This is a genomic window from Streptomyces sp. NPDC042102, assembly GCF_055582305.1.
The window spans coordinates 395,330-421,305 of record NZ_JBVJDL010000001.1 but is presented as its reverse complement, the minus strand read 5'-3'; the positions used below and the strand labels follow the sequence as shown (position 1 = coordinate 421,305).

General features: G+C 73.3%; 17 protein-coding genes and 1 riboswitch. Of the genes, 5 read left to right on the top strand and 12 right to left on the bottom strand.

Going from position 1 to position 25,976, the window contains the following annotated elements:
- Positions 1–19: 19 nt before the first annotated feature.
- Genes ACZ6KO_RS01735 through cobG form a run of 3 tightly spaced genes read right to left on the bottom strand, consistent with a single transcriptional unit; the run spans position 20 to position 3,485 of the window.
- Positions 20–1,522 carry a precorrin-2 C(20)-methyltransferase gene (locus ACZ6KO_RS01735; protein WP_469298692.1) on the bottom strand — a complete coding sequence of 501 codons (1,503 nt, stop codon included), beginning with the start codon at positions 1,520–1,522 and terminating at the stop codon, positions 20–22.
- Positions 1,519–2,166, bottom strand: coding sequence for a precorrin-8X methylmutase (locus tag ACZ6KO_RS01730; RefSeq protein ID WP_469298690.1), 648 nt, complete (start codon positions 2,164–2,166; stop codon positions 1,519–1,521). The genes ACZ6KO_RS01735 and ACZ6KO_RS01730 overlap by 4 nt, the downstream gene beginning before the upstream one ends.
- Positions 2,163–3,485: a precorrin-3B synthase gene (gene cobG, locus ACZ6KO_RS01725; protein WP_469298688.1), complete on the bottom strand. Its 1,323-nt coding sequence runs from the start codon at positions 3,483–3,485 to the stop codon at positions 2,163–2,165. Before cobG ends, ACZ6KO_RS01730 begins: the two co-directional genes overlap by 4 nt.
- Positions 3,486–3,694: 209 nt before the next feature.
- Positions 3,695–3,803: riboswitch (cobalamin riboswitch) on the top strand.
- A 52-nt stretch (positions 3,804–3,855) separates the two neighbouring features.
- On the opposite strand from cobG, the gene cobN reads away from it, so the two are divergent.
- Complete coding sequence (gene cobN / locus ACZ6KO_RS01720; RefSeq protein WP_469298686.1) at positions 3,856–7,470, top strand: cobaltochelatase subunit CobN; 3,615 nt, start codon at positions 3,856–3,858, stop codon at positions 7,468–7,470.
- A gap of 128 nt (positions 7,471–7,598) precedes the next feature.
- Here the strand turns inward: cobN and nadE are convergent, their stop codons facing one another.
- Together nadE and ACZ6KO_RS01710 are read right to left on the bottom strand one after the other, a co-directional pair.
- Positions 7,599–8,429: an ammonia-dependent NAD(+) synthetase gene (gene nadE, locus ACZ6KO_RS01715; protein ID WP_469298683.1), complete on the bottom strand. Its 831-nt coding sequence runs from the start codon at positions 8,427–8,429 to the stop codon at positions 7,599–7,601.
- 76 nt (positions 8,430–8,505) lie between these two features.
- Entirely contained in the window at positions 8,506–9,027 is a 522-nt protein-coding gene (locus tag ACZ6KO_RS01710; protein WP_469298681.1) for a hypothetical protein, read from the bottom strand.
- A 301-nt stretch (positions 9,028–9,328) separates the two neighbouring features.
- Between ACZ6KO_RS01710 and ACZ6KO_RS01705 the strand changes: the two genes are divergently transcribed.
- Together ACZ6KO_RS01705 and ACZ6KO_RS01700 are read left to right on the top strand one after the other, a co-directional pair.
- Positions 9,329–11,329: an ABC transporter ATP-binding protein gene (locus ACZ6KO_RS01705; protein ID WP_469298679.1), complete on the top strand. Its 2,001-nt coding sequence runs from the start codon at positions 9,329–9,331 to the stop codon at positions 11,327–11,329.
- Between the two features lie 116 nt (positions 11,330–11,445).
- The gene (locus tag ACZ6KO_RS01700) at positions 11,446–13,683 is read left to right on the top strand and encodes a terpene synthase family protein (RefSeq protein WP_469298676.1); all 2,238 of its coding nucleotides are present in this window, start codon (positions 11,446–11,448) and stop codon (positions 13,681–13,683) included.
- An 81-nt stretch (positions 13,684–13,764) separates the two neighbouring features.
- Here the strand turns inward: ACZ6KO_RS01700 and ACZ6KO_RS01695 are convergent, their stop codons facing one another.
- The 6 genes from ACZ6KO_RS01695 to ACZ6KO_RS01670 all read right to left on the bottom strand — a co-directional run bounded on the left by ACZ6KO_RS01695 (position 13,765) and on the right by ACZ6KO_RS01670 (position 22,028).
- A complete protein-coding gene (locus tag ACZ6KO_RS01695) occupies positions 13,765–15,003 on the bottom strand; it encodes a YncE family protein (RefSeq protein WP_469298674.1) in 1,239 nt (412 codons plus the stop codon).
- Between the two features lie 159 nt (positions 15,004–15,162).
- Entirely contained in the window at positions 15,163–16,311 is a 1,149-nt protein-coding gene (locus ACZ6KO_RS01690; RefSeq protein WP_469298672.1) for an XdhC family protein, read from the bottom strand.
- Positions 16,312–16,384: 73 nt separating this feature from the next.
- Complete coding sequence (locus ACZ6KO_RS01685) at positions 16,385–17,851, bottom strand: NCS2 family permease (RefSeq protein ID WP_469298669.1); 1,467 nt, start codon at positions 17,849–17,851, stop codon at positions 16,385–16,387.
- A gap of 270 nt (positions 17,852–18,121) precedes the next feature.
- Positions 18,122–20,524 (bottom strand): xanthine dehydrogenase subunit D, encoded by a 2,403-nt coding sequence (pucD, locus tag ACZ6KO_RS01680; RefSeq protein ID WP_469298667.1) that lies wholly within the window; start codon positions 20,522–20,524, stop codon positions 18,122–18,124.
- A gap of 2 nt (positions 20,525–20,526) precedes the next feature.
- Positions 20,527–21,132: a (2Fe-2S)-binding protein gene (locus ACZ6KO_RS01675; RefSeq protein WP_469298665.1), complete on the bottom strand. Its 606-nt coding sequence runs from the start codon at positions 21,130–21,132 to the stop codon at positions 20,527–20,529.
- Positions 21,133–21,134: 2 nt separating this feature from the next.
- A complete protein-coding gene (locus ACZ6KO_RS01670) occupies positions 21,135–22,028 on the bottom strand; it encodes an FAD binding domain-containing protein (RefSeq protein WP_469298663.1) in 894 nt (297 codons plus the stop codon).
- Positions 22,029–22,281: 253 nt separating this feature from the next.
- Between ACZ6KO_RS01670 and ACZ6KO_RS01665 the strand changes: the two genes are divergently transcribed.
- Both ACZ6KO_RS01665 and ACZ6KO_RS01660 read left to right on the top strand, forming a co-directional pair.
- On the top strand, positions 22,282–23,976 hold the full coding sequence (locus tag ACZ6KO_RS01665; RefSeq protein ID WP_469298660.1) for a PucR family transcriptional regulator: 1,695 nt from the start codon (positions 22,282–22,284) through the stop codon (positions 23,974–23,976).
- Between the two features lie 143 nt (positions 23,977–24,119).
- The gene (locus tag ACZ6KO_RS01660; RefSeq protein WP_469298658.1) at positions 24,120–24,893 is read left to right on the top strand and encodes a hypothetical protein; all 774 of its coding nucleotides are present in this window, start codon (positions 24,120–24,122) and stop codon (positions 24,891–24,893) included.
- Positions 24,894–25,290: 397 nt separating this feature from the next.
- Here ACZ6KO_RS01660 and ACZ6KO_RS01655 read toward each other — a convergent pair whose 3' ends face one another.
- A complete protein-coding gene (locus tag ACZ6KO_RS01655; RefSeq protein ID WP_469301463.1) occupies positions 25,291–25,944 on the bottom strand; it encodes a GntR family transcriptional regulator in 654 nt (217 codons plus the stop codon).
- Between the last annotated feature and the right edge of the window lie 32 nt (positions 25,945–25,976).

Sequence of the window (25,976 nt, the reverse complement as noted above, 5' to 3'; positions counted from 1 at the left end):
CGTACCGCAGCCCCGTCCGTCACGCCTCCGGGTAGCGGCGCGGGGTCCAGGTCAGCCTCGTGCCGTCGCCCCGCTCGGTGACCTGGGTCTGCGAGGAGCCGATCAGCAGGATCGTGCGCATGTCGACCTCGGCCGGGTCCAGCTCGGCGAGCGTGACGATCCGCACCGACTGCTCCGGTCCGCCCACGTCCCGCGCCACGACCACCGGCGTCCGCGGCGCGCGCAGCTCCAGCAGCAGCTCGCGGGCCTGCGCGACCTGCCAGGTCCGGCTGCGCGAGCCCGGGTTGTACAGCGCCAGCACCAGGTCGGCGGCGGCCGCCGCGCGCAGTCGCCCGGCGATGACCTCCCACGGCTTGAGCCGGTCGGACAGCGAGATCGTGGCGTAGTCGTGGCCCAGCGGCGCGCCGGCCGCCGCGGCGGCGGCGTTGGCCGCGGTCACCCCCGGCAGCACCCGTACCGGCACGTCCTTGTACGCGTCCTGCCCGGCCACCTCCAGCACCGCCGTGGCCATCGCGAAGACCCCCGGGTCGCCGCCGGAGACCACGGCCACGCGCTTGCCGCGGCGGGCGAGGTCGAGGGCGAACTCGGCGCGCTCGGACTCCACCTTGTTGTCGGAGCCGTGCCGGATCTGGCCCGCCCGGACGGGCACCCGGTCCAGGTACGTCGTGTAGCCGACCAGCACCTCGGCGTCGGCGAGCGCCCGCCGGGTCTCGGGGGTGAGCCACAGCGGACCGGCCGGTCCGGTGCCCACGACCGCGACCTCGCCGGGGCCCGACGGCTTGCTGCCGGGGTTGCCGACCCGGCTCGGTACGACGGCCACCGCGAAGTACGGCACCGACGCGGGGTCGGTGTCGGCGAGCGCCCCGGTGCGCTCGCCGGCCATCGTGGCGCGCTCGACGTAGCGCGCCTCGGCCAGCCGGCCGGAGTCCTCCATCGCCCCGCGCACGGCGGGGAAGGTGCGCCCGAGCTTCATCACCACCGCCGAGTCGGTGGCGGCCAGGCGCGCGGCGAGCTCCTCGCGCGGCAGGGTGCCGGGCAGGATCGTCAGCACCTCCTCGCCCTCGACCAGCGGCGTCTGCAGCCGGGCCGCCGCGGCGCTCACGCTGGTGACGCCGGGGACCACCTCGGTCTCGTAGCGGTCGGCCAGCCGCTTGTGCATGTGCATGTAGGAGCCGTAGAAGAGCGGGTCGCCCTCGGCGAGCACGGCGACGGTCCGGCCGGCGTCAAGGTGGGCGGCCAGCCGGGCGGCGGCCTCCTCGTAGAACTCCTCCATGGCGCCCTGGTAGCCGCCGGGGTGGTCGGTGGTCCCGGTGGTGACCGGGTAGACCAGCGGTTCCTCGATGTGGTCGGCGCGCAGGTGCTCCTGTGCGATGGACCGGGCGATGGACCGCCCGTGGCGGGCGCTGTGGTAGGCGACGACGTCCGCCCCGGCGATCACCTGGGCGGCGCGCAGCGTCATCAGCGACGGGTCGCCGGGCCCGAGCCCGACCCCGTAGAGGCGCCCCTTGGCCGTGGTGCTCATTCTTCCTCGCTCGCTATCGCGTTGACGGCGGCGGCCGCGATGGCGCTGCCGCCGCGCCGGCCGCGCACGATCAGGTGGTCGAGCCCGGCGGGGTGGGCGGCGAGGGCGTCCTTGGACTCGGCGGCGCCGATGAAGCCGACGGGCACGCCGATGACCGCGGCGGGGCTCGGCGCGCCCTCCTCGATCATCTCCAGCAGCCGGAAGAGCGCGGTGGGCGCGTTGCCGACGGCCACCACGGAGCCCTCCAGCAGGCCCCGGTCGCGCCACAGTTCGAGGGCGGCGGCGCTGCGCGTGGTGCCCATCCGGGCGGCGAGCTCCGGCACGGCCGGGTCGGACAGCGTGCAGAGCACGTCGTTGCCGGCGGGCAGCCGCTTGCGGGTGACCCCGCTGGCGACCATCTGGACGTCGCACAGGACGGGCGCGCCCGCGTGCAGGGCGGCGCGGGCGCGCAGGACGACCTCGGGGGTGTAGCCGAGGTCCTGGGGCAGATCGGTCATTCCGCAGGCGTGGATCATGCGCACGGCGACCTGGGCGACCGAGGCGGGCAGCCCGGAGAGGTCCGCCTCGGCGCGGATCGTGGCAAAGGACTGGCGGTAGATCGCCGCGCCGTCCTTCTCGTACTCGAACACTGGGTAGTCGCTCATTTCTTCACCGTGTCGGCATCGGATGCTGCGGAAGGGGTGGTGCTGGTGCGGGCGGCCGCGAGGGCGGCCGCCAGGTCCGGGGAGGGGGCCACCGGCTGCCCGTGGACGGAGAGCCGGTACCCGGCGCCGGTGGCGACGGCATCGACCCAGGCGGTGCCCTGCGGGTGGCCGCAGCGGCGCTCGCAGCCCGACCAGTGCACGGGCAGCGCGCCCCGCGCGCGCGGCGCGAGGTCGGCCGCGTCGGCGCGGACGTCGGCCAGGGATTTGGCGCAACCGGGCCGTCCGGTACAGGCGGTGACGGACTGCCAGGGACTGTCGGGGGTGACGACCAGACCCTCGCGCTCCAGCGGGGCCGGGCCGCCGGCGGGCCGCAGGGGCGGGGCGTCGGGCAGGACCACGCTGCGCCAGGGGGTGAGGACCAGTTCGCCGCTGCCGCCGGCGGCGGCCCGTGCCAGGGCCCGCAACTGACCGGAGGTCAGCCGGCCCAGGGGGACGAGCACGCACTGGGGGCCCCGGCGGCCCGCGTCCACCGCGAAGGGCCGCGGCGGGTCGGCGTACGGCCGGGCGACGGCACCGGCGTACGTCGCGTCGATCCCGGCGGCGGTCAGCCGGGCCGCGAACCGGCGGGCGTCCAGGGCGTGTTCGGGCGGGAGCTCGCGGACCCGCCAGGCGCGCGTGCCGGCCGCGTCGGCGGCGTCGAGGAAGGCGGCGGCGGCCAGCAGGGCCGCCCGGGGGGCGTCCGCGCCGGGCACCTCGACGGCTTCGGCGGCCGCCCCGAGGAACACCAGGGCGCGCCCGTGCGGGCGGCCCAGGACGGTCACGTCGGCGCCGAGCGCGGCCACGTCCCCGCGGCCGTCGTCGAAGGCGAACAGGAACCGTCCGGACAGGGCGCTCGCGCGCGGGTCGGCGCACAGCAGCCGGTCCAGTTCCAGGGCCCAGGGCCGGACATGGGGCCGCCGCCCGGGGTCGCCGGAGCCCGACAGGGGGGTGGCCACGATGTTGCGGACGCGTTCGTGGCCGGGCGCGGGCAGCAGCCCGGCCTCGTCGAGCACACCCGCGAGGCCGCTGCCGCAGTCCTGCCCCAGGCCGCGCAGCTGTACGTTGCCGCGGGAGGTGAGGTCCAGGTGGCCGTCCCCGAACCGGTCGGCGGCCAGCGCCAGCAGGCCGGCCTGCCGGGCGTCGAGCAGTCCGGCCGGGATCCGGACGCGCGCGAGGAACCCGTCGTCCGCCGCGTGCAGCCGCAGCGCACCGGGGCAGGCGTCACCGCGGTCCCGTACGACGGGCTCGTCCCGGGACGCGGCGGAGGGGGGCGGTGGCATGGCGGCGAGCATACCCACGATTCCCGGGCCCCGGCCTGTGGCCGTCACCACCCCGTCTGTGCCGGGACCTGCGGCAACCCCAACTCCCGCGGGCGCCGGGAGCTGCGGCAACCCCGGCTGACGCGGACGCCGGGAGCTGCGGCGGCCCTGCCTCCCGCGGCCGCGCGGCGGCACATAGGATGCCGCTTGGCGGGCCGCCTGGCCCGTCGTCGCCGAGGACGGCGACAGGGGAGGAAGCCCGGTGCGATTCCGGCGCGGTCCCGCCACTGTGAGTCCGGTGGCAGCCGGTGACGGCTGTGCCGGATGAGCCAGGAACTCCCGCCGTCCGACTGCCCGGGGCGCGGAAACCCCGAGGAAGGCCTGCCGCCGCATGATCCTGCTGCTGTCGACGTCCGACACCGATCTGCTCAGCGCCCGAGCCGCGGACGGTCCGGTTCCGTACCGGTTCGCGAACCCTTCCCGGCTCCACCTGGACGACCTGCCCGAGTTGCTGGACGGCGCCGAGCTGGTGGTCGTACGCCTCCTGGGCGGCCTGCGCGCCTGGCAGGACGGCCTGGACGTGCTGCTCGCGCCCGGCCAGCCCCGCCCGGTCGTGGTGCTGACCGGCGAACAGGCCCCGGACGCCCAGCTGATGGAGGCCTCCACCGTCCCCATCGGCATCGCCGCCGAGGCGCACGCCTACCTCGCGCACGGCGGCCCCGCCAACCTGGAACAGCTGGCCCGCTTCCTGTCCGACACCGTGCTGCTGACCGGCCACGGCTTCGAACCGCCGGCGCCCGCGCCGACGTGGGGCCACCTGGAGCGGTCCCCCGTCGCCGTCAAGGGCCCGCGGATCGCCGTGCTCTACTACCGCGCCCACCAGATGAGCGGCAACACCGGCTTCGTGCACGCGCTCTGCGACGCGATCGAGGCGGCCGGGGCCACCCCGCTGCCGCTGTACGTGTCCTCTCTGCGCTCCCCCGAGCCGGAGCTGCTGGCCGAGCTGTCCGGGGTCGACGCCGTCGTCACCACGGTGCTGGCGGCCGGCGGCACCCGGCCCGCCGCCGCGTCGGCCGGCGGTGACGACGAGTCCTGGGACGCCGGCGCGCTGGCCGCCCTGGACGTACCGATCCTGCAGGCCCTGTGCCTGACCGGCTCGCGCAGCGCCTGGGAGGAGAACGACGAGGGGCTCTCGCCGCTCGACGCCGCCAGCCAGGTGGCCGTGCCGGAGTTCGACGGCCGTCTGATCACCGTGCCGTTCTCCTTCAAGGAGATCGACGCCGACGGCCTGCCGGCGTACGTCGCCGACCCCGAGCGGGCCGCCCGTGTGGCCGGTATCGCCGTCCGCCACGCCCGGCTGCGGCACATCCCGAACGCGGAGAAGAAGATCGCGCTGGTCCTCTCCGCGTACCCGACCAAGCACTCCCGCATCGGCAACGCGGTCGGCCTGGACACCCCGGCCTCCGCCGTCGCGCTGCTGCGCCGCCTGATCGCCGAGGGCTACGACTTCGGGCCCGTGGAGGAGATCCCGGGCCTGGTCTCCGGCGACGGCGACGAGCTGATCCGCGCGCTGATCGAGGCCGGCGGCCACGACCAGGACTGGCTCACCGAGGAGCAGCTGGCCCGCAACCCGGTCCGGATCCCCGCCGCCGACTACCGGCGCTGGTACGGCGCCCTCCCCGCCGACCTGCGCGGATCCGTCGAGGAGCACTGGGGGCAGGCCCCGGGCAACATGTTCGTGGACCGCTCGGCCAACGCGGAGGGCGACATCGTGCTCGCCGCGCTGCGCCGGGGCAACCTCCTGATCCTCATCCAGCCGCCGCGCGGTTTCGGCGAGAACCCGATCGCGATCTACCACGACCCGGACCTGCCGCCCTCGCACCACTACCTGGCGGCCTACCGCTGGATCCAGGCGGCAGCCGCCGACGGCGGCTTCGGCGCCGACGCGATGATCCACCTGGGCAAGCACGGCAACCTGGAGTGGCTGCCCGGCAAGAACGCGGGCCTGTCCGCGGCCTGCGCGCCCGACGCGGCCCTGGGCGACCTCCCCCTCGTCTACCCGTTCCTGGTCAACGACCCGGGCGAGGGCACCCAGGCCAAGCGTCGCGTGCACGCGACGCTGGTGGACCACCTGGTGCCGCCGATGGCCCGCGCCGACTCCTACGGCGACATCGCGCGCCTGGAGCAGCACCTGGACGAGTACGCGCAGATCTCCTCCATGGACCCGGCCAAGCTGCCGGCGATCCGCGCCCAGATCTGGACGCTGATCCAGGCCGCCAAGCTCGACCACGACCTCGGTCTGGCGGAGCGCCCCGACGACGACGGCTTCGACGACTTCCTGCTGCACGTCGACGGCTGGCTGTGCGAGGTCAAGGACGCCCAGATCCGCGACGGCCTGCACGTCCTGGGCGGCGCCCCGGCCGGCGCCGACCGGGTCAACCTGGTGCTGGCCATCCTGCGCGCCCGCCAGATCTGGGGCGGCACCTCCGCCCTGCCGGGCCTGCGCGAGGCGCTCGGCCTGGACGAGTCGGCCGCCACCCGCACGGACGCCGACGCGGCGGAGGAGCGGGCGCGCGCCCTGGTCCAGGCGATGGAGGACGCGGACTGGGACCCGGCCGCCGTCGCGGCGGTCGCCGAGGGCCACGGCCGGGCGGTCGCCGACATCCTGGCCTTCGCCGCCACCGAGGTGGTGCCCCGCCTGGCCGCCACCACCGACGAGCTGACCCACGCCGTGCACGCGCTCGGCGGCGGCTTCGTCCCGGCGGGCCCCTCGGGCTCGCCGCTGCGCGGCCTGGTCAACGTGCTCCCGACGGGCCGCAACTTCTACTCCGTCGACCCCAAGGCCGTCCCCTCGCGCCTGGCCTGGGAGACCGGCCAGGCCTTGGCCGACTCGCTGCTGACGCGCTACCGCACGGACAACGGGGAGTGGCCCCCCTCGGTGGGCCTGTCGCTGTGGGGGACGAGCGCGATGCGCACGGCGGGCGACGACGTCGCCGAGGCGCTGGCGCTGCTGGGCATCCGCCCGGTCTGGGACGAGGCCTCCCGCCGCGTCACCGGTCTGGAGCCGATCCCGCTCGCCGAGCTCGGCCGCCCGCGCATCGACGTGACCCTGCGCATCTCGGGCTTCTTCCGTGACGCCTTCCCGCACGTCATCGGCCTGCTGGACGACGCGGTACGGCTGGCGGCCTCGCTGGAGGAGCCCGCCGAGGACAACTTCGTGCGGGCCCACGCCCAGGCGGACCTCGCCGAGCACGGCGACGAGCGGCGCGCGACCACCCGTATCTTCGGCTCCCGCCCGGGGACGTACGGCGCGGGCATCCTCCAGCTGATCGACTCCCGCGACTGGCGCACCGACGCCGATCTCGCGGAGGTGTACACGGTGTGGGGCGGGTACGCGTACGGGCGGGGCCTTGAGGGCCGGCCGGCGCGCGCGGAGATGGAGACGGCGTACAAGCGGATCACGGTGGCCGCGAAGAACACCGACACCCGCGAGCACGACATCGCCGACTCCGACGACTACTTCCAGTACCACGGCGGCATGGTCGCCACCGTGCGCGCGCTGCGGGGCACCGCCCCCGAGGCGTACATCGGCGACTCCACCCGCCCGGAGACGGTCCGGACCCGCACGCTGGTCGAGGAGACCTCGCGCGTCTTCCGGGCCCGCGTGGTCAACCCGAAGTGGATCGAGGCGATGCGCCGCCACGGCTACAAGGGCGCCTTCGAGCTCGCGGCGACGGTGGACTACCTCTTCGGGTACGACGCCACGACGGGCGTGGTCGCGGACTGGATGTACGACAAGCTGACCGAGACGTACGTGCTGGACCCGGAGAACCGCGCGTTCCTCCAGGAGGCCAACCCCTGGGCCCTGCACGGCATCGCCGAGCGGCTGCTGGAGGCCGAGTCGCGCGGGATGTGGGAGAAGCCGGACCCGCAGATCCTGGAGTCCCTGCGCCAGGTCTACCTCGACACCGAGGGCGACCTGGAGGGCGCGGCGGAGCAGGAGTAGCCGCACAGGAGCAGCCGCGGACGGCATGAGGGCCCCGGCCCCGGGTTCTCCCGGGGCCGGGGCCCTCGTGACGTCCGCGCTGCGGACGCCCGGCCGGTGCGCCTGCCGGTGCTCCGGACCGGTGCCCGTTACGGGGCGATCGGCAGTGCCCGCTTGTGCGCGGTGAGGCGGTAGCGGCGGGCGATGATCTCGTGGGCCCGGCCGTCGACCGGCTTGCCCTCCAGGAAGTCGTCGATGTCGTCGTAGGTGACGCCCAGCGCGTCCTCGTCGGCCTTGCCCGGGTCCAGGGTCTCCAGGTCCGCCGTCGGGGTCTTCCAGACCAGCTCGGCGGGCGCGCCCAGGAAGTCGGCGCAGGCCCGGACCCGGCGCTTGGTCAGTCCGGTCAGCGGCACCAGGTCGGCCGCGCCGTCGCCGAACTTGGTGAAGAAGCCCGAGACCGCCTCGGCGGCGTGGTCGGTGCCGACGACCAGGCCGTCGTGCGCGCCGGCCACCGCGTACTGGGCGATCATGCGCTGGCGGGCCTTGATGTTGCCCTGCACGAAGTCCTGGTGGTGGGCGTCGCGGAAGGTCACACCGGCGGCCAGCGCCGCCTGGAGCGCCGCGTCCGAGGCGGGCTTGACGTCCACGGTCAGCACGTGGTCGGCGCGGATGAAGGAGAGCGCGAGCTGGGCGTCCCGCTCGTCGGCCTGGACGCCGTACGGCAGCCGCATCGCGTAGAAGGCCGCCTCGTGGCCGGCGGCCCGGACGCGCTCCACGGCCAGCTGGCACAGCCGCCCGGCGGTGGTGGAGTCCACGCCGCCGCTGATGCCGAGGACCAGGGAGCGCAGGCCGGTGGCGGTGAGCCGCTCGGCCAGGAACGCCACCCGGCGCTCGACCTCGCGCCCGGCGTCGAAGACCTCGGACACCTCCAGGTCCCGGGCGATCTCCTGCTGCAGGGCGATGGACGCCGGCTCGCTCACGGCTGCTCCTCGTGGTCGTTCACGTTGCGATGTCCCGTCGACCCTAGTCGACGCGGCGGGGTGGGACGCGCGCGCGTCAGACCCCTTCCTCCACCATCAGTGCGTACCAGGTGTGCCCGGCGGTCTCCGGGCCGGGCCGGTAGTCGTACCACTGGACCAGGGTGTCCGGGGTCTCGAAGGCGAGGGTGAGCTCGCGTCCGGAGGTGCCGTGGCTGAAGGACAGCCGGCGCACGGGGTGGACGGGGTCGTCCACGCCGTCGGGCCCGTGGAGGCGCCAGCCCTGCGCGGGCAGCACCGCACGGTAGTGGTCGAGGACCTGGCGGGGCGTGCCGGGGTGGGAGTACATCCGCTCCGCGCTCATCCAGGCGTCGCCGCTGTCGTCGGTGCAGTCGCCGCCCGCCAGGTCCAGGCCCGCGGCGGGGGCCGCCTCCGGCGGCCGCACCTGGAGCACCGGGTCGGCGTCCAGGGCGCGCAACGCCGCCCCGGTCCCCTCGCAGCTGGAGAAGGGCGAGAGGAACGAACAGGCGGTGGCCGCCCCCACCAGGAGCACGGCCGCCCACGTCCATGCCGCCGCCCTGCCCAATTCAGCCATGTTCATGGCGGAAGTATGCGCCATCCGCCGCCGCCACCGACACGCCCCCGCAATCCCCCGAAGGGAGGCGTCCACCCCGACCGGGTGGTTCGAACGCCGGATCACGGGGCGCTGCCCCGGCGCCGCTTGGGATCCGCCCCCAGCCCGTAAACCTGTACGAGAGTTCGCCCCGGCCCGCCCGTGACGCCGCCCTGAACAGCCACGTTCTTCCCGGCGTCAGTCGCCGCCGCGTCACCTCGGGAGGAATCTTGCGATCCGTGCACGTTCATGTGGTGTTCGACCCGGGCCCGGACGGAGGTGCCCGCGCATGAGGCTCCTCAAGCGTCCGGTGCCCGCCGCCGCGGCCGTCTCCGCCAGCGAGAAGCAGCTCTTCGGCGGGCCGCTGCGTTACGAGGCCGGCTGGGCCGAGCACGAGTACGCCGTCCTGGAGACCGGTCTGTGGAGCACCCTGCGCTCCATGCCCCGGATGGTCGCGGGCACCCTGCGGCTCGCGCGGGAGGCCGACCGGCCCGCCCTGATCACCGTCGCCGCCGCCGAGGCCGGCCAGGGGATCGCCTCCGCCGTGGGCCTGCTGGTGGTCAACTCCGTCCTGGGCACGCTGCTCTCCGACGGCAGCGCCGCCGACCGGCTGCACCGGGCGCTGCCCGCGCTGGCGCTGGGCGCGCTGGTGGCCGTCCTCGGCGCGCTGTGCGCCTCGCGCTCGACGGCGGCCGCCGGCCGGCTGGAGCCGAAGGTGGAACGGGCCGCCACCGTGCGCTACCTGGCGGCGGCGGTCAAGGTCGAACTCGAAGCCGTCGAGGACGGCGAGTTCCACCGGCTGCTCGACAGCGCCCAGTGGGGGCCGCCGGCCGCCCGCCGCACCATCAGTGCCTGCGTGGCCACGCTCAACGGCCTGATCTCGCTGATCGCCGTGGCCGGCGTGCTGACCGTGCTGCACCCGGTGCTGCTGCCGATGCTCGCGCTGATCGCCGCGCCCCGCGGCTGGGGTGCGATGCGGGTGGCGCAGCGCCGCTACCTGTCGGTCATGACGTGGATCGAGCACGTACGTGCTGCCCGGCTGATCGGTCAGCTGCTGATCTCGCGGACCTCGGCCGCCGAGGTCCGCGTGCACGGCGTCGGCCGCTACCTGCTGGGCCACTACCGCAACATGGCCGAGCACGCGGAGGGCGAGGCCACCCGGCTGGCCAAGGACAAGGCCGCCACCGAGCTGCTGGCCGCCGCGCTGTCCGGGGTCGCGGCCCTGGTCACGTACGGGGCGATGGGCGTGCTGATCGCGGCCGGCCGGATGGACCTGGCCGTCGCCGGCACGGCCGTGATCGCCGTACGGACGGGCACGGCGGGGCTGGGCGCGCTGGTGGCGACCACCAACACCCTGCACGAGGAGTCCCTGTACGTACGGGACCTGGAGCGGTTCGTGGACAGCGCCGGGCGCCGGGCCATCCCGGACGGCGGCCGCCCGCTGCCCGATCCGCTGGGCACGGTCCGCCTGGACGGCGTGGGGTTCTCCTACCCCGACCGCGAGGAGCCGGCCCTGGCCGATGTGTCCCTGACCGTCGAGGCGGGCCGGGTGGTGGCGCTGGTGGGCGAGAACGGCTCGGGCAAGTCCACCCTGGTCAAACTGCTGGCCGGGCTGCACCTGCCCGACAGCGGTTCGCTGACCTGGGACGGGGTGGAGATCACCGAGGCCGACCGGGAGGCCGTCTTCGACCGGGTCGCCCTGCTCACGCAGGACTTCGAACGCTGGCCGGTGACCGCCCGGACCAACATCGTCATCGGACGGCCCGAGGGCGACGGCACGGTCGAGCGGGCCGCCGACGTCGTCGACGCCGCCCGGTACTCCGGCGCGGACAAGGTGGTGACGGGTCTGCCGAACGGGTACGAGACCCTGCTCGCCCGGGTCTTCCGGGGCGCCTCGGAACTCTCGGGCGGCCAGTGGCAGACCTTCGGCCTGGCCCGCACCCGCTACCGCGACGCCCGCCTGATCATCGTGGACGAGCCCACCTCGGCGCTCGACCCGGAGGCGGAGATCGCGGCGTTCGACAGCATCCGGGGCCTCGCCGGGCCGCGGCGGGCCGTCGTCCTGGTCACGCACCGGATGTCGGGCGTGCGGTACGCCGACGTGATCTACGTCCTGCACCGGGGGCGGCTGGTCGAACGGGGCAGCCACGAGGAACTGCTGGCGCTGGACGGCCGGTACGCGGCGATGTTCCGGATGCAGGCCGAGAGCTACGGCCACGTGCCCGCGCCCCGGGACCCCGTAATCCCCCGCCAGTCCCCCGCGCCGCACAACGACGCCGGCATCACCTGAAGCGGTGAACTTCCTCTTGTCACACCGGCATCAGGGGTAGGGCCCTGCTGATCTCGTGCGGGGGCCCGGGCACGCCCGGGTCCCCGCACCCCCAGGGACGAAAGGCCGAGCCTGCCGTGACGCAGCCGTTTGGACTGCCGGATTTCTATGTGCCGTATCCGGCGCGACTGAACCCCCATCTGGAGTCCGCGAGAGCCCACACCCGGCAATGGGCGCGCGAGTTCGGGATGCTGGAGGGGTCCGGCGTCTGGGAGCAGAGCGACCTCGAGTCGCACGACTACGCGCTGCTGTGCTCGTACACCCACCCCGACTGCGACAGCGAGGCCCTCAGCCTCGTCACCGACTGGTACGTGTGGGTGTTCTTCTTCGACGACCACTTCCTGGAGGTCTACAAGCGCACCCAGGACCGCGAGGGCGCCAAGGCGTACCTCGACGGGCTGGCGGCGTTCATGCCGATGGACCTCGCCGACGGGTTCCCCGAGCCGGCGAACCCGGTCGAGGCGGGGCTGAAGGACCTGTGGCTGCGCACCGTCCCGGCGATGTCCCTGGACTGGCGGGAACGGTTCTCCGAGAGCACCCGCAACCTCCTCGACGAGTCGATGTGGGAGCTGCACAACATCAACATCGGCCGGGTGGCCAACCCCCTCGAATACATCGAGATGCGCCGCAAGGTCGGCGGCGCGCCCTGGTCCTCCGGGCTGATCGAGTACGTCTCGGCCGAGGTCCCGGCGAAGGTCGCGCGCTCCCGCCCGCTCCAGGTGCTGCGCGACGCCTTCTCCGACGCCGTGCACATCCGCAACGACATCTTCTCCTACCAGCGCGAGGTCGAGCACGAGGGCGAACTGTCCAACGCCGTCCTGGTGCTGGAGACCTTCCTGAAGTGCTCCACCCAGGAGGCCGCCGACCTCTCCAACGACCTCCTGACCTCGCGGCTGCAGCAGTTCGAGTACACCGCCCTCGCCGAGGTCCCGGCGCTGGCCGCCGAGCACGGGCTGACACCCGACGAGGTCGCGGCCGTCCTCGCGTACGCCAAGGGGCTGCAGGACTGGCAGTCGGGCGGCCACGAGTGGCACATGGTCTCCTCCCGCTACATGAACGAGGAGGCCCGGCCCACCGCTGGGCTCACGCTGCCGTTCCTGCCCGCCGGGCTCGGCACCACCGCCCTCGACGTGCGGTCCCTGTTCCCGCGCCGCTCGATGGAGCTGCGGCGGCGCAGCTTCACGCACGTGCCCTTCCGGAAGGTGGGGCCCTCGCTGCTGCCCGACTTCCACATGCCGTTCCCGCTCTCCTTGAACCCTCATCTCGACCACGCCCGCGAGGAGGTGGTCCGGTGGTGCCGGCGGATGGGGATGCTCGAGCGGCAGCCGGGCGATCCGGGCTCGGACATCTGGGACGAGGACAGGCTGATCGGCATGGACTTCGCCCTGTGCTCGGCCGGCATCGACCCGGACGCCTCGGCCGAGGCGCTGTGCCTGAGTGCCCAGTGGCTCGCCTGGGGCACGTACGGGGACGACTACTACCCCAGGGTGTTCGGCGCGTCCAAGGCCCCGGGCGCGGCCCGGCTGGCCACCGAGCGGCTGATCTCGATGGTGCCGGTGGACCTGGCGGAGGCCGGTGAGCCCGTCATCGCCCTGGAACGCGGCCTGAAGGACCTGTGGGCGCGGACCGTGGCGGACCTGGACGATTCCGTGCGCGCCGCGTTCCGCGAGACGGTCGTCGGGATGCTCAGGAGCTGGGTGTGGGAGATCGACAACGTCACCGTGGGCCGCATCCCGGACCCGGTCGACTACGCCGAGATGCGCCGCCACACCTTCGGCAGCCACATGACCATGTTCCTGGCGAGGCTCGGCCACCAGGGTGACGGGGTGCCCCCGGAGGTCTACCGGGACGGTGTGCTGCGTTCCCTGGAGAGCGCGGCCTCGGACGTCGGCTGCATCATGAACGACCTCTTCTCGTACCAGAAGGAGATCGAGGTCGAGGGCGAGGTCCACAACCACGTCCTGGTCACCCAGAACTTCTTCGACATCGACTACCCGCAGGCCTTCACGATCGTGGCCGACCTGATGGAGCAGCGCACCCGGGAGTTCGAGCACATCCGGGACCACCAGCTGCCGCTGCTCTACGACGACCACCGGCTGGACCGGGCCGCGCGGGACTCCCTCGACGCGTACGTGCGGGAGCTCGAGGACTGGATGGCCGCGATCCTCAACTGGCACCAGAACGTACGCCGTTACCGGCCGGAGGACCTGTATCCGCAGCCTGCCGTGCCCGGCGCCGGGACCTGGCCGCCGGGCTGGGGAACCCCCGGCTTCGGCATGTCGGCGGCGCGGATCCCGCTCCCCGGCAGGCCGTGACGGCCGGGAGGCACCCGGGACTTCCGCGGGCGCGGGGCCTCCTCGCCCCGCGCCCGCCGGGCATCCCGGCCGCGCGGGCGGTCAGCGGCCGGCCGGGCCGCTCCAGCCGGCCGGGACGTGGCCCAGCCGCACCCGCTGGGGGTGGTCGCCGACGGGGACGGAGACCCGCTTGGTGCCGGTGGCGAAGTCGATCGCGGTGACCCGGTCGGAGCCGCTCTCGGAGACCACGCAGGCGGTGCCGTCGCCGTTGACGGTCGCCCAGTACGGCTTGGAGACCGGGACCAGCGGGCCCTCGGTGAGGGTGGCCCGGTCGACGACGGTCGCGTAGTCGTCCATGGTGCCGGCGACGCACAGCCGGGTGCCGTCCGGGCTCATCGACATCCCGTGGTGGCGGGAGTCGTTGACCCAGGTGGTGCGGTCCTTGCTGGTGGCCGGGTTCTCGGGGAGGGTCTTGACCCGGGTGATCCGGTCGGTGGCCACGTCGTACTCCACGAGACCGTTGAAGAAGGACACCTGGAAGTAGAGGGTGGACTCGTCGGGCGTGAAGGCGTTGGGGCGGACGGAGTCGGAGAGGCCGGTGAGGCCGGCGGCGTCGAGCCGCTCGCGCATGTCGATCACGCGCACGGTGCGGTAGGTCTGGGCGTCGACGACGGTGATCTTGCGGTCGCCCTTCGTCCAGTCCAGCCAGGGGGCGTCCAGGGCGGTGTTGACCTCGCCTATGGAGCTGTTCCACAGGTAGCGGCCGTCGCGCGAGAAGGTGTTCTCGTGCGGCTTGTCGCCGGTGCCGAAGGAGCCGAGCTGGCGGCCGGTGACGATGTCGAGCACGTGCACGGTGTTGGAGGTGGAGGCGGAGACGGCGACCTTCGTACCGTCGGGAGAGACCGCCATGTGGTCGGAGCGGAAGCCGGAGACGGGGAAGCGCCAGTTGATCCGGCCGGAGGCCAGGTCGAGGGAGACGACGTCGGCGAAGGAGGGCCGGGAGACGACGACGGAGCGCCCGTCGGGGGTGGTGTACATGTCGTCCACGAACTGGTCGTGGCCCTCGCCGGCGCTGGCCCGGATCCCGAGGAAGAAGGCGAGCTTGACGGGGTTGAGGTAGATCTCGCGCAGCCGCTCCTCCTTGTCCGGGATCACGTTGATCCGGCCGACCCGGGCCATGTCGCCGGTGGAGGCGAGGACATCGGCGGTGCCCTCCCAGTTGTTGCCGACGAAGAGCACCTCGCGCAGGGGCTCGTCGGGGACGGCTGCCGCCGCGGGGGCGACCGGGCAGAGGACGGCTGCCACGGCCAGGGCGCACACGATTCGCAGACTGCGAAGCATCGGCTCAACTCCCATGAGGGGAACGGTAATTACCGGCCGGTAAAGTAGAGGTAACGGCGTGAGGGCGCAACCCCCGGCGGGGTTGCGCCCTCACGTCTTACGTCATCAGGTCTGCGCGGGCTCCTCGGGCCCGGTGCCGTGCGCCGTCGGGGTCCCGCTTCAGGCGACGACACCGATCCGGGCCACCGCGGGCACGCCGTCGTGGTGGATCGGGGTGTGCGCGCCGGTGAGGGCGACGCCGCTGCCGCCGCGCCGGTTGGCCACGATCTCCGCGGCGATGGACAGGGCCGTCTCCTCCGGGGAGCGGGCGCCGAGGTCCAGGCCGATCGGGGAGCGCAGGCGGGCGAGCTCGAGTTCGGTGACCCCGACCTCGCGCAGCCGCTTGTTGCGGTCCTCGTGGGTACGGCGGGAGCCCATGGCGCCGACGTAGGCGACGGGAAGCCTCAGGGCCAGTTCGAGCAGCGGTACGTCGAACTTGGCGTCGTGCGTCAGCACGCACAGCACGGTACGGCCGTCCACGTCGGTGGACTCCAGGTACCGGTGGGGCCAGTCCACGACGATCTCGTCCGCCTCGGGGAAACGGTTCTTCGTCGCGAAGACGGGCCGGGCGTCGCACACGGTGACGCGGTAGCCGAGGAACTTGCCGATCCGGACCAGCGCGGACGCGAAGTCGATCGCCCCGAAGACGATCATCCGCGGCGGCGGCACGCTCGACTCGACCAGCACCCGCAGGGGCTCGCCGCACAGCCGGCCGTCGGCGCCGATCTCCAGGACCCCGGTCCGGCCCGCGTCCAGCATGGCCCGGGCCTCCTCGGCGACGGTCCGGTCCAGCTCGGGGTGGCCGCCGAGACCCCCCTCGTACGCGCCTTCGCCGCGCACCAGCACCGCGCGGCCCATCAGCTCCGCCGGGCCCTCGGCGATCCGGGCCACGGCGGCCGCCGCACCGTCGGCGGCCGCGGCCAGCGCGGACTCGAAGACGGCACGGTGGGGGGCGGCCGCGGGGACCGGGGTGACCAGGATCTCGATGATTCCGCCGCAGGTCAGGCCCACGGCGAAGGCATCGTCGTCGCTGTAGCCGAAGCTCTCGCGGACGGTCTCGCCGTCCTCGAGGGCCTGCCGGCACAGCTCGTACACCGCACCCTCCACGCATCCGCCGGAGACGGAACCGATGGCCGTGCCCTCGCTGTCGACGGCGAGCGCGGCCCCGGGCTGCCGGGGCGCGCTCCCGCCGGTCGACACCACAGTGGCGACGGCGAAGTCACGTCCCTGCTCGACCCACCGGTTCAGCTCTTCGGCGATGTCCAGCATTGCGGCCTCCTGACGAGGATCGGTTCCATTATCGGATGCGTGGCGGGTTGGTGCCGGTGCGGGCGGCTTCGCGTCAGTGGACGCCCAGCCAGCCCTCGATCGGGTTCAGCGCGTAGAACACGATGAAGATGGCGAACAGTCCCCACATGAAGGCTCCGATTTCACGGGCCTTGCCCTGCGCGACCTTGATCGCGACGTGGGAGATCACACCGGCGGCGACGCCGGCCGTGATCTGGTACGTGAAGGGCATGATCACGACGGTCAGGAAGACCGGGATCGCGGTGGCGCTGTCGTGCCAGTCCACGTGGCGGGCGTTCTGCATCATCATCGCGCCGATGACGACCAGGGCGGCGGCGGCAACCTCACCGGGGACGATCTGGGTGATCGGGGTGAAGAAGATGCAGGCCGCGAAGAAGAGGCCGGTGACCACGGAGGCCAGACCCGTACGGGCTCCCTCGCCGACACCCGTGGCGGACTCGACGAACACGGTCTGGCCGGAGCCGCCCGTGACACCGCCGATGGCACCGCCGGCGCCGTCGATGAACAGGGCCTTCGACAGGCCCGGCATCCGGCCCTTGTCGTCGGCGAGCTTGGCCTCGGTACCGACACCGATGATGGTGGCCATCGCGTCGAAGAAGCCGGCGAGCACCAGGGTGAAGACGATCATGCCGACGGTCATCGCGCCGACCTCGCCCCAGCCGCCGAACTCGACCTCGCCGAAGAGCGAGAAGTCGGGCATGGAGACCGCGGAGCCGGTCAGCTCCGGGGCGCCGCTGGCCCACGCCTTGGGGTCGATGTCCGCGACGGCGTTGAGGATGGCCGCGAGCACGGTGCCGGCGACGATGCCGATCAGGATGGCGCCGGGGATCTTGCGCGCCTGCAGCATGAAGATGAGCAGCAGCGTGACGGCGAAGAGGAGGACGGGCCAGCCGGCGAGCTCGCCGGTGGGACCGAGGGTGACGGGGCCGCCACCGGGCGCGGGGTTCTCGTGCACGAAACCGGCCTTCACCAGGCCGATCAGGGCGACGAACATGCCGATGCCCATGGTGATCGCGTGCTTGAGCGCGAGCGGGATGGCGTTCATGATCATCTCGCGGAGGCCGGTGACGACCAGGAGACAGATCACGGCGCCGTACAGGACGCACATGCCCATGGCCTGCGGCCAGGTCATCTCGGGGGCGACCTGCGAGGCCAGTACGCCGGAGACGGAGAGTCCGGCGGCCAGGGCGAGCGGCACCTTGCCGACAAAGCCCATCAGGAGGGTGGTGACGGCGGCGGCGAACGCCGTGGCGGTGATCACTGCCTTCTGGCTCAAGGTGTCGCCGGCGGCGTCCTTGCCCGAAAGGATCAGAGGGTTGAGCAGAAGGATGTACGCCATCGCCATGAAGGTCGTGATACCGCCACGAACCTCGTTGCCGACGTTGGATCCTCTGTGGGTGATGTGAAAGTACCGGTCAAGCCAAGAACGCCCGGCGGGGGTGCGCGAGCCGGAGCCCGCATCCTCCGCGGTGGTCTTGGACTCCACTGACGACTGGGTCATGGTGCCTAACTCCCAAGGTTCAAAGGGGCACCCGCATGGGGATTGGAGAGCGCGGGATTTGGGATGGTGCGTTGGCTGCACGACCCGGGGTGACGGCCCGAGCTGTGGTGCTGCTGGGGGTCGAAGCATTCATGAAGCGGTCCGCGAGCGGTGCGGTACTTCTTCGGTGCTCCGGGCGGTGTGACCGTGAAGTGTGACGTTCCCTGTCACACCGCCCGGAGAGCTTCGGGACCAGGAGCCGGCCGTCGGGTGCGGCTCCTGGACGCCGTCCTAGAGGGTGCCGGTGAGCGCCTCGGGACGGATCGGCGTCTTGTTCAGTTCCAGACCCGTCGCCTGCCGGATCGCCGCGAGGACGGCCGGGGTGGACGACAGGGTGGGGGCCTCGCCGAGACCGCGCAGACCGTAGGGCGCGTTCGGGTCGGCCAGCTCCAGGACGTCGACCGGGATGGTCGGGGTGTCGAGGATGGTCGGGATCAGGTAGTCCGTGAAGGAGGGGTTGCGCACCTTCGCGGTCTTCGGGTCCACGATGATCTCTTCCATGACGGCCACGCCGAGGCCCTGGGTGGTACCACCCTGGATCTGGCCGACCACGGAAAGCATGTTGAGGGCCTTGCCGACGTCCTGCGCGGTGGCGAGCTCGATGACCTTGACCAGGCCGAGCTCGGTGTCCACCTCGACGACCGCGCGGTGCGCGGCGAACGTGTACTGGACGTGGCCGTCGCCCTGGCCGGTCTTCAGGTCGAAGGCGACCGTCGGCCGGTGGCGGAACTCGAGCTCGAGGTCGATCGCCTCGTTCTCGAGGATGTCGGCGATGTCCGCGAGGACCTCGCCGCCGTCGGTGACGACCTTGCCGCCCTCCAGGAGGAGCTCGGCGTGCGCCCAGGCGGGGTGGTAGGAGCCGTTCTTGCGGCGGCCCATCTCCAGCAGCGCCTCGCGGACGGCCTCACAGGTGTTCTTCACCGCGCCACCGGTCATGTACGTCTGCCGGGAGGCGGACGTGGAACCGGCGGAGCCGACCTGGGTGTCGGCCGGGTGGATGGTCACCTGCGTGACGCCCAGCTCCGTACGGGCGATCTGGGCGTGCACGGTGACACCGCCCTGACCGACCTCCGCCATGGCCGTGTGGACCATCGCGACGGGCTCGCCGTTGATGACCTCCAGGCGCACGCGGGCGGTGGAGTAGTCGTCGAAGCCCTCGGAGAAGCCGACGTTCTTGATGCCGACCGCGTAGCCGACACCGCGCACGACGCCCTCGCCGTGGGTGGTGTTGGACAGGCCGCCGGGCAGCGCGCGGACGTCCGCGCCCTCGCCGGCGGTCTCCCACTGGCGCTCCGGCGGCAGCGGGCGGGCCTTGACCCGGCGCAGCAGCTCGGCGACCGGGGCGGGCGAGTCCACGACCTGGCCGGTGGGCATGATCGTGCCCATCTCCATGGCGTTGAGCTGGCGGAACTCCACCGGGTCCATGCCCAGCTTCGCCGCGAGCTTGTCCATCTGGGCCTCGTAGGCGAAGCAGGCCTGGACGGCGCCGAAGCCGCGCATCGCGCCGCAGGGCGGGTTGTTCGTGTAGAGCGCGATCGCCTCGATCTCGACGTCGTCGACGACGTACGGGCCGACGGAGAGCGAGGAGGCGTTGCCGACGACCGCCGGGGAGGCCGAGGCGTACGCGCCGCCGTCCAGGACGATCCGGCACTTCATGTGCGTGATCTTGCCGTCCTTGGTGGCGCCGTGCTCGTACCAGAGCTTCGCCGGGTGGCGGTGCACGTGGCCGAAGAAGGACTCGAACCGGTTGTAGACGATCTTGACCGGCTTGTTGGTGGCCAGGGCCAGCAGGCACGCGTGGATCTGCATGGAGATGTCCTCGCGGCCGCCGAAGGCACCGCCGACGCCGGAGAGCGTCATGCGCACCTTCTCCTCGGGCAGGCCGAGGACGGGGGCGATCTGCTTGAGGTCCGAGTGCAGCCACTGGGTGGCGACGTAGAGGTCCACGCCGCCGTCCTCGGACGGTACGGCCAGGCCGGACTCCGGGCCGAGGAAGGCCTGGTCCTGCATGCCGAAGGTGTACTCGCCCTCGACGATGACGTCCGCGCGCTTGCGGGCCTCCTCCACGTTGCCGCGGATGATCGGCTGGCGGTGCACGATGTTCGGGTGCGGGACGTGACCGGAGTGGTGGTCGTCGCGGCCCTCGTGGATCAGCGGCGCGTCGGCGGCGAGGGCGGAGGCCTCGTCCGTGACGAGCGGCAGCTCCCGGTAGTCGATCTTGATCTTGGCGGCCGCGCGGCGGGCGGTCTCCGGGTGGTCGGCGGCCACGAGGGCGACCGGCTCACCGTGGTGGCGCACCCGGCCGTTGGCCAGGACCGGGGTGTCCTGGATCTCGAGGCCGTAGTTCTTCATCTCGGCCGGCAGGTCGTCGTACGTCAGCACCGAGTACACGCCGGGCATGGCGAGCGCCTCGGAGATGTCGATGGAGACGATCTCGGCGTGGGCGACGGTGGACCGCAGGGTCTGGCCCCACAGCATGTCCTCGTGCCACATGTCCGAGGAGTACGCGAACTCGCCGGTGACCTTGAGGGTGCCGTCCGGGCGGAGCGTGGACTCGCCGATGCCGCCCTTGTTGTGGTTCTGGGTGACGTTCGTGGGCGTACCGGCGGGCGCGGTGCGGGTGTTCTGAGCCATGATCAGACCGCCTCTCCCTGACGGGCGGCCGCCAGGCGGACCGCGTCGAGGATCTTCTCGTAGCCCGTGCAGCGGCAGAGGTTGCCGGACAGGGCCTCACGGATGTCCTGGTCGGACGGGTCCGCGTTGTGCTCCAGGAGGGCGTCCGCCTGGACGAGCAGACCCGGGGTGCAGAAACCGCACTGGACGGCGCCCGCGTCGATGAACGCCTGCTGGATCGGGGAGAGCTCGGTGCCCTCGCCGGTCTGGGAGTCGGTGCCCTTGGCTGACCAGTGCTTGGCCTCGTCCGTGGAGACGCCCTGGGAGCCGCAGGCGCCGCCGGTGCCGCACGCACCGCCGTGGCCGTGGGCCTCGCGCTGCTTGGCGAAGTCCGCCAGGCCCTCGACGGTCACGACGTCGCGGCCCTCGACCTGACCGGCCGCGACCAGACAGGAACAGACCGGCACGCCGTCGAGGCGGACGGTGCAGGAACCGCACTCGCCCTGCTCGCACGCGTTCTTGGAGCCGGGCAGACCCAGGCGCTCACGCAGCACGTAGAGAAGGGACTCGCCCTCCCAGACGTCGTCGGCTTCCTGCTGACGACCGTTGACAGTGAAATTGACGCGCATGGTTACGCAGCCCCTTCAAGCGAGCGGCCGTTGGTGCCGCGGTACTGCTCCCACGTCCAGACCAGCTGGCGGCGAGCCAGGATGCCGACCGCGTGACGGCGGTACTTCGCCGTGCCACGGACGTCGTCGATCGGGTTGCACGCGGCGGAGGCGAGCTCACCGAACTGCTTGGCGATCGACGGGGTGATGACCTTGCCGGACTCCCAGAAGCCGCCCTCTTCGAGCGCGGCGTTCAGGAACTCCTCGGCGGCCTTCGCCCGGATCGGGGTCGGGGCGGCCGAGGCGATGCCCGTACGCACGGTGCGGGTGTCGGGGTGCAGCGCGAGGCCGAAGCCGCAGACGGCGATGACCATCGCGTTGCGGGTACCGACCTTGGAGTACTGCTGCGGGCCCGTGGCGTTCTTGATGTGGATCGTCTTGATCAGCTCGTCGGCGGCGAGCGCGTTGCGCTTGACGCCGGTGTAGAACTCGTCGATCGGGATCATGCGCGCGCCGCGTACGGACTCCACCTCGACCTCGCAGTCGGCGGCGAGGAGCGCGGGGTGGGAGTCACCGGCGGGCGAGGCGCAGCCGAGGTTGCCGCCGACACCGCCGCGGTTGCGGATCTGGGGGGACGCGACCGTGTGCGAGGCCAGCGCGAGGCCGGGCAGCGTCTCGCGCAGGTTCTCCATGATCTGGGTGTACGGGACGGAGGCGCCCAGCCGGGTGACCTCCTCGCCGACCTCCCACTCCCGCAGCAGCTCGATGCGGTTGAGGTCCAGGAGGTATTCCGGACGGCGGTGGTCGAAGTTGATCTCGACCATGATGTCGGTGCCACCCGCAATCGGCACAGCTGTGGGGTACTCGGCCTTAGCGGCGAGCGCCTCCTCCCAGCTGGCGGGGCGAAGGAAGTCCATGAGCGGCTCTCTTCTTCTTCATCGTGTCGTTCACTTCAAGCCAGGAGGCCATTCGGCCCTCGACTGGTCGTTCACGTGCTGTTAACGCGGTGTGGAGTCAGTACACAAGCCACGCGTCCCCCGGGTGCAGTCACCGAAACCATGAAGGAGTTGGCTGGCGGCCTCCCTCGTCTTGTAGATTCGTATGAAAGGCGGTCTGCACGGACCTGCCCGATTTCCAACGGCAACATCGAGACAGATCGGCGGCGACATCATGCGGCTGCGCGCACTGCTGGAGACCGAGGCGCTGGGGCTGCGGCTGCTGGGCGGCGAGGACGAGCTCGACCGGACGGTCCGCGGGGTCATGACGACCGACCTGCGGGATCCCAGCCGATACCTCTCGGGGGGCGAGCTCGTCCTGACCGGCCTGGCCTGGCGGCGGAATTCGGCCGACTCCGAGCCGTTCGTACGAATCCTCGCGAGCGCCGGTGTCGCGGGCCTGGCGGCCGGCGAGGCGGAGCTGGGCGACATCCCCGACGATCTCGTCTCAGCCTGTCGGCGCAACCGGCTGCCACTGTTCGCTGTGAACGAAGACGTTGCATTCGCCACCATTACGGAGTACGTGGTGCGGCAGGTCTCCGGGGAGCGCGCGGGCGACCTCGCGGCCGTCGTGGACCGCCACCGCCGCCTCATGACCTCGGGTCCTGCGGGGGGCGGACCTGATGTGGTGCTGGATCTGCTCACCACGGACCTCGATCTGCGGGCGTGGGTGCTCTCCCCGACGGGCCGGCAGATCGCCGGAGCGGGCGAACCGCTCGCTCCGGGTGTCTGCGCGGCTCTGGCGAGCGAGCACCTCGCGGCGGTCCGGACCGGCCGCAGGGGGCCGCACCGGATCTCCATTCAGGGTATTACGTACTCTTTGTTCCCGATCAGACAGAGCGGGCGTGGCGCGACGGCCGTCTCGCGTGACGTCCGCGAGAGCGTTCTCTCCGACTGGCTGCTGGCCGTCGAGGCCGACGCGGGCGACTGGCCGGCCGAGCGGCTGGACCTGCTCCAGGGCGTCACCCAGCTGATCGCGGTCGAGCGGGACCGCCGCGACGCGGCCCGTACGGTGCGGCGCCGGCTGGCCCAGGAGGTGCTGGAGCTCGTCCAGACCGGCGCCCCGCCCGCCGAGATCGCCGCGCGCCTGCGGGTGGCGGCCCCCGTGCTGCTGCCGGGTCTGGGCGCCGCCCCGCACTGGCAGGTCGTGGTGGCCCGGGTGGACTGGGAGGGCGGGGAGATCCCCGGCGGCCCGGTGGCCCAGTCGCTGCTGGAGGAGATCCTGGTCGACCCCTCCCAGCCGGGTCCCGAGCCCTCCGACCGGATCGCGGTCGCCCACGCGGGTGACGAGGCCATCGCGCTCGTCCCGCTGCCGGCGCTGCCCGGCGGCGGCGACGGCGGCGACGACGACAAGGCCTCCCAGGGCCCGGACGCGGCCCTGCACGCCGACGTGCTGCTGACGGCCGTACGGGACCCGCTGGCGGCCGGCCTGGCCGACGACGGGCGGCTCACGCTCGGCGTCAGCGCGGCCGTGCACTCCGCCGAGGGGCTGCGCGGGGCGCTGGAGGAGGCCCGGCACGCCCGCCGGGTCGCCGCCGCCCGCCCGGGGCGCGTGTGCGCCGCCGGCCACCACGAGCTGGCCTCGCACGTCCTGCTGCTGCCCTTCGTCCCGGACGACGTGCGGCGCGCCTTCACCGCGCGGCTGCTGGACCCCCTGCGGGACTACGACCGCCGGCACCGCGCGGAGCTCATCCCGACCCTGGAGGCCTTCCTCGACTGCGACGGTTCCTGGACGCGCTGCGCCACCCGGCTGCACCTGCACGTCAACACGCTGCGCTACCGGGTCGGGCGAATCGAGCAGTTGACGGGCCGTGACCTTTCGCGCCTGGAGGACAAGCTCGACTTCTTCCTGGCCCTGCGCATGAGCTGAACCCCGGCCCGCCCGGCGGCTGATGAGGTGTCCGAACTTTGTGAAAGAGTTCACCCGACCCCTTGGCCGAGTGCGACGATTCGTGCTGTCATTTCGCCCCAGGGGCTCAATGACGTGCTGCTCGCTTGCTTGGGGAGGGCAATGTGGCGGACACCGCCATGTCGGGTGCCGGAATGACCGGGGGAGACGACCCCCTCCAGCGGGCGATATGGCGGCTGCGGTCGCGCGGCTGCTGGGCCGACGCGGCGGCGCTGCTGACACCGCACGGCGCCGACGCCGGCGCCGCCGTGCAGCGTACGGCGCTGTTGGTGGAGCGGTGCCTGTTCACCGGAGCCGGCTGGGCGGAGGCGGAGGACGCGCTGCGGACCGCCGAGGCGGTGGCGGCGGCGGACGACGAGCGGGGCGCGGCCGCGTGCGAGCGCGGGCAGCTGGCGTACGCGGCGACCGTCCTCGGCGTACGGGACCGGGCCGACGAGGCCCGGGCGGCGCTGGGCCGGGCGGCGGCGCTGCTCTCCCCCGCCTCCCCGACCCGGCCGCTGCTGGACTTCCGGCGCGGGCTGGTGGCGGAGCACCTGGCGGACTCCCCGCAGGCGGCGCGGCCGGCCTACCGGCGCGCGCACGCCGGGGCCGCGGCCCACGGGGACACGCTGCTGCTGTCCTTCACCTGGCGGCACCTGGCCGGGCTGGCGCTGCGCGACGGCGAGCTGGCGGAGGCCCGGCACGGCTTCGCGGAGTCCCTGCGGATCCGGGAGGAGCTGGGCTTCCTGGTCGGTACGGCGCCGGCGCTGGCGGCGCTGGCCGAGGCCGAACCGGAACCGGAGGCGACCAGGCTGCGCGCCGAGGCCCGGCGTCTGTTCCACCTGCTGGGCGGCATCCCCACCTGGCTGGCGGACCACCTGGCGGCCCCGGCGGCGTAACGCACCGCGCCGGACCCGCCCCACGGGGCGGCCCCCGGCCGGGCGGAGTCACCCGCACGCGGGAACGACCGGGCGGGGGCGCGCGCACGCGAGCGGCGCGGCGAGGGCCCCGGACGAACCGTCGGCCGCCGCCCCCGCCCGGTCACGTGCCCGGCCATGATCCGCCGGACAGCCCCAGGCGAAGGTCTCCGCACTCCGGCGGCCCGGGCCGGGGGCCGCAGAACCGCAGGCCCCGGGTTCCGGCAGGGCCGGGGTCGGGTGAAGGCGCCGGCCCGGCGGGCCGGGGCCGGTCCGGGCGCCCTACGCAGGCGCGGGCGGGCCGGGACACCGGGGCGGGGGCGGGGCGCGGGCGCCCGGTGCGGACGCCGGGGGGACGGAGCAGCCGGCCCGGGACGGGTCAGACGCAGGCGCCCGTGAAGTGTTCGCGGACCAGGGATTCGACGACCGGGAAGTCGCGGGCGATCAGGGCCTCCAGGAGCGCCGAGTGCTCCGCCGCGTCCGCGACCAGGTCCGCACGGCGCACCCGCGGCGCGTCCTTGACCGGCCACTGCGAGCGCCGGTGCAGGTCGTCGGCGACCTGGACCAGCTGGTCGTTGCCCGCCAGCGCCAGGACGGCCCGGTGGAAGGAGCGGTCCGCCTCGGCGTAGCCGGCCGGGTCGTACGCGGCCGCGGCCGCCGCCGTGGCGGCCGCCGCGGGACGCAGCGCGACCCAGGACTCCACCGGCTCGGAGCGAGCCAGCCGCAGCATGACGGGGACCTCCAGCAGGGCCCGTACCTCCGCCAGCTCCGCCAGCTCGCGGGCGCTGCGCGAGATCACCCGGAACCCGCGGTTGGGGAGGCACTCGACGGCCCCCTCGATGGCGAGCTGCTGCATCGCCTCGCGGACCGGGGTGGCCGAGACGCCGAACCGCTCGCCGAGCGCCGGCCCGGAGTAGATCTCCCCCGGCTCGAGCTCGCCGTCGACCAGGGCCGCGCGCAGTGCGTCGAGCACCTGCCCGCGCACCGAATGGCGCAGCACCTTGCGCTGGGGCTGGGCCGGTATCGACGGCACCGGACCCGTGTCGGCCGCGTCGTGCACTCGGA

Excerpts from the sequence above, each read along its gene's own strand:
- ACZ6KO_RS01735 (WP_469298692.1), bottom strand. The coding sequence starts at position 1,522 with ATGAGCACCACGGCCAAGGGGCGCCTCTACGGGGTCGGGCTCGGGCCC.
- ACZ6KO_RS01730 (WP_469298690.1), bottom strand. The coding sequence starts at position 2,166 with ATGAGCGACTACCCAGTGTTCGAGTACGAGAAGGACGGCGCGGCGATC.
- cobG (WP_469298688.1), bottom strand. The coding sequence starts at position 3,485 with ATGCCACCGCCCCCCTCCGCCGCGTCCCGGGACGAGCCCGTCGTACGG.
- cobN (WP_469298686.1), top strand. The coding sequence starts at position 3,856 with ATGATCCTGCTGCTGTCGACGTCCGACACCGATCTGCTCAGCGCCCGA.
- ACZ6KO_RS01710 (WP_469298681.1), bottom strand. The coding sequence starts at position 9,027 with ATGAACATGGCTGAATTGGGCAGGGCGGCGGCATGGACGTGGGCGGCC.
- ACZ6KO_RS01705 (WP_469298679.1), top strand. The coding sequence starts at position 9,329 with ATGAGGCTCCTCAAGCGTCCGGTGCCCGCCGCCGCGGCCGTCTCCGCC.
- ACZ6KO_RS01695 (WP_469298674.1), bottom strand. The coding sequence starts at position 15,003 with ATGCTTCGCAGTCTGCGAATCGTGTGCGCCCTGGCCGTGGCAGCCGTC.
- ACZ6KO_RS01690 (WP_469298672.1), bottom strand. The coding sequence starts at position 16,311 with ATGCTGGACATCGCCGAAGAGCTGAACCGGTGGGTCGAGCAGGGACGT.
- ACZ6KO_RS01685 (WP_469298669.1), bottom strand. The coding sequence starts at position 17,851 with ATGACCCAGTCGTCAGTGGAGTCCAAGACCACCGCGGAGGATGCGGGC.
- pucD (WP_469298667.1), bottom strand. The coding sequence starts at position 20,524 with ATGGCTCAGAACACCCGCACCGCGCCCGCCGGTACGCCCACGAACGTC.
- ACZ6KO_RS01675 (WP_469298665.1), bottom strand. The coding sequence starts at position 21,132 with ATGCGCGTCAATTTCACTGTCAACGGTCGTCAGCAGGAAGCCGACGAC.
- ACZ6KO_RS01670 (WP_469298663.1), bottom strand. The coding sequence starts at position 22,028 with ATGGACTTCCTTCGCCCCGCCAGCTGGGAGGAGGCGCTCGCCGCTAAG.
- ACZ6KO_RS01665 (WP_469298660.1), top strand. The coding sequence starts at position 22,282 with ATGCGGCTGCGCGCACTGCTGGAGACCGAGGCGCTGGGGCTGCGGCTG.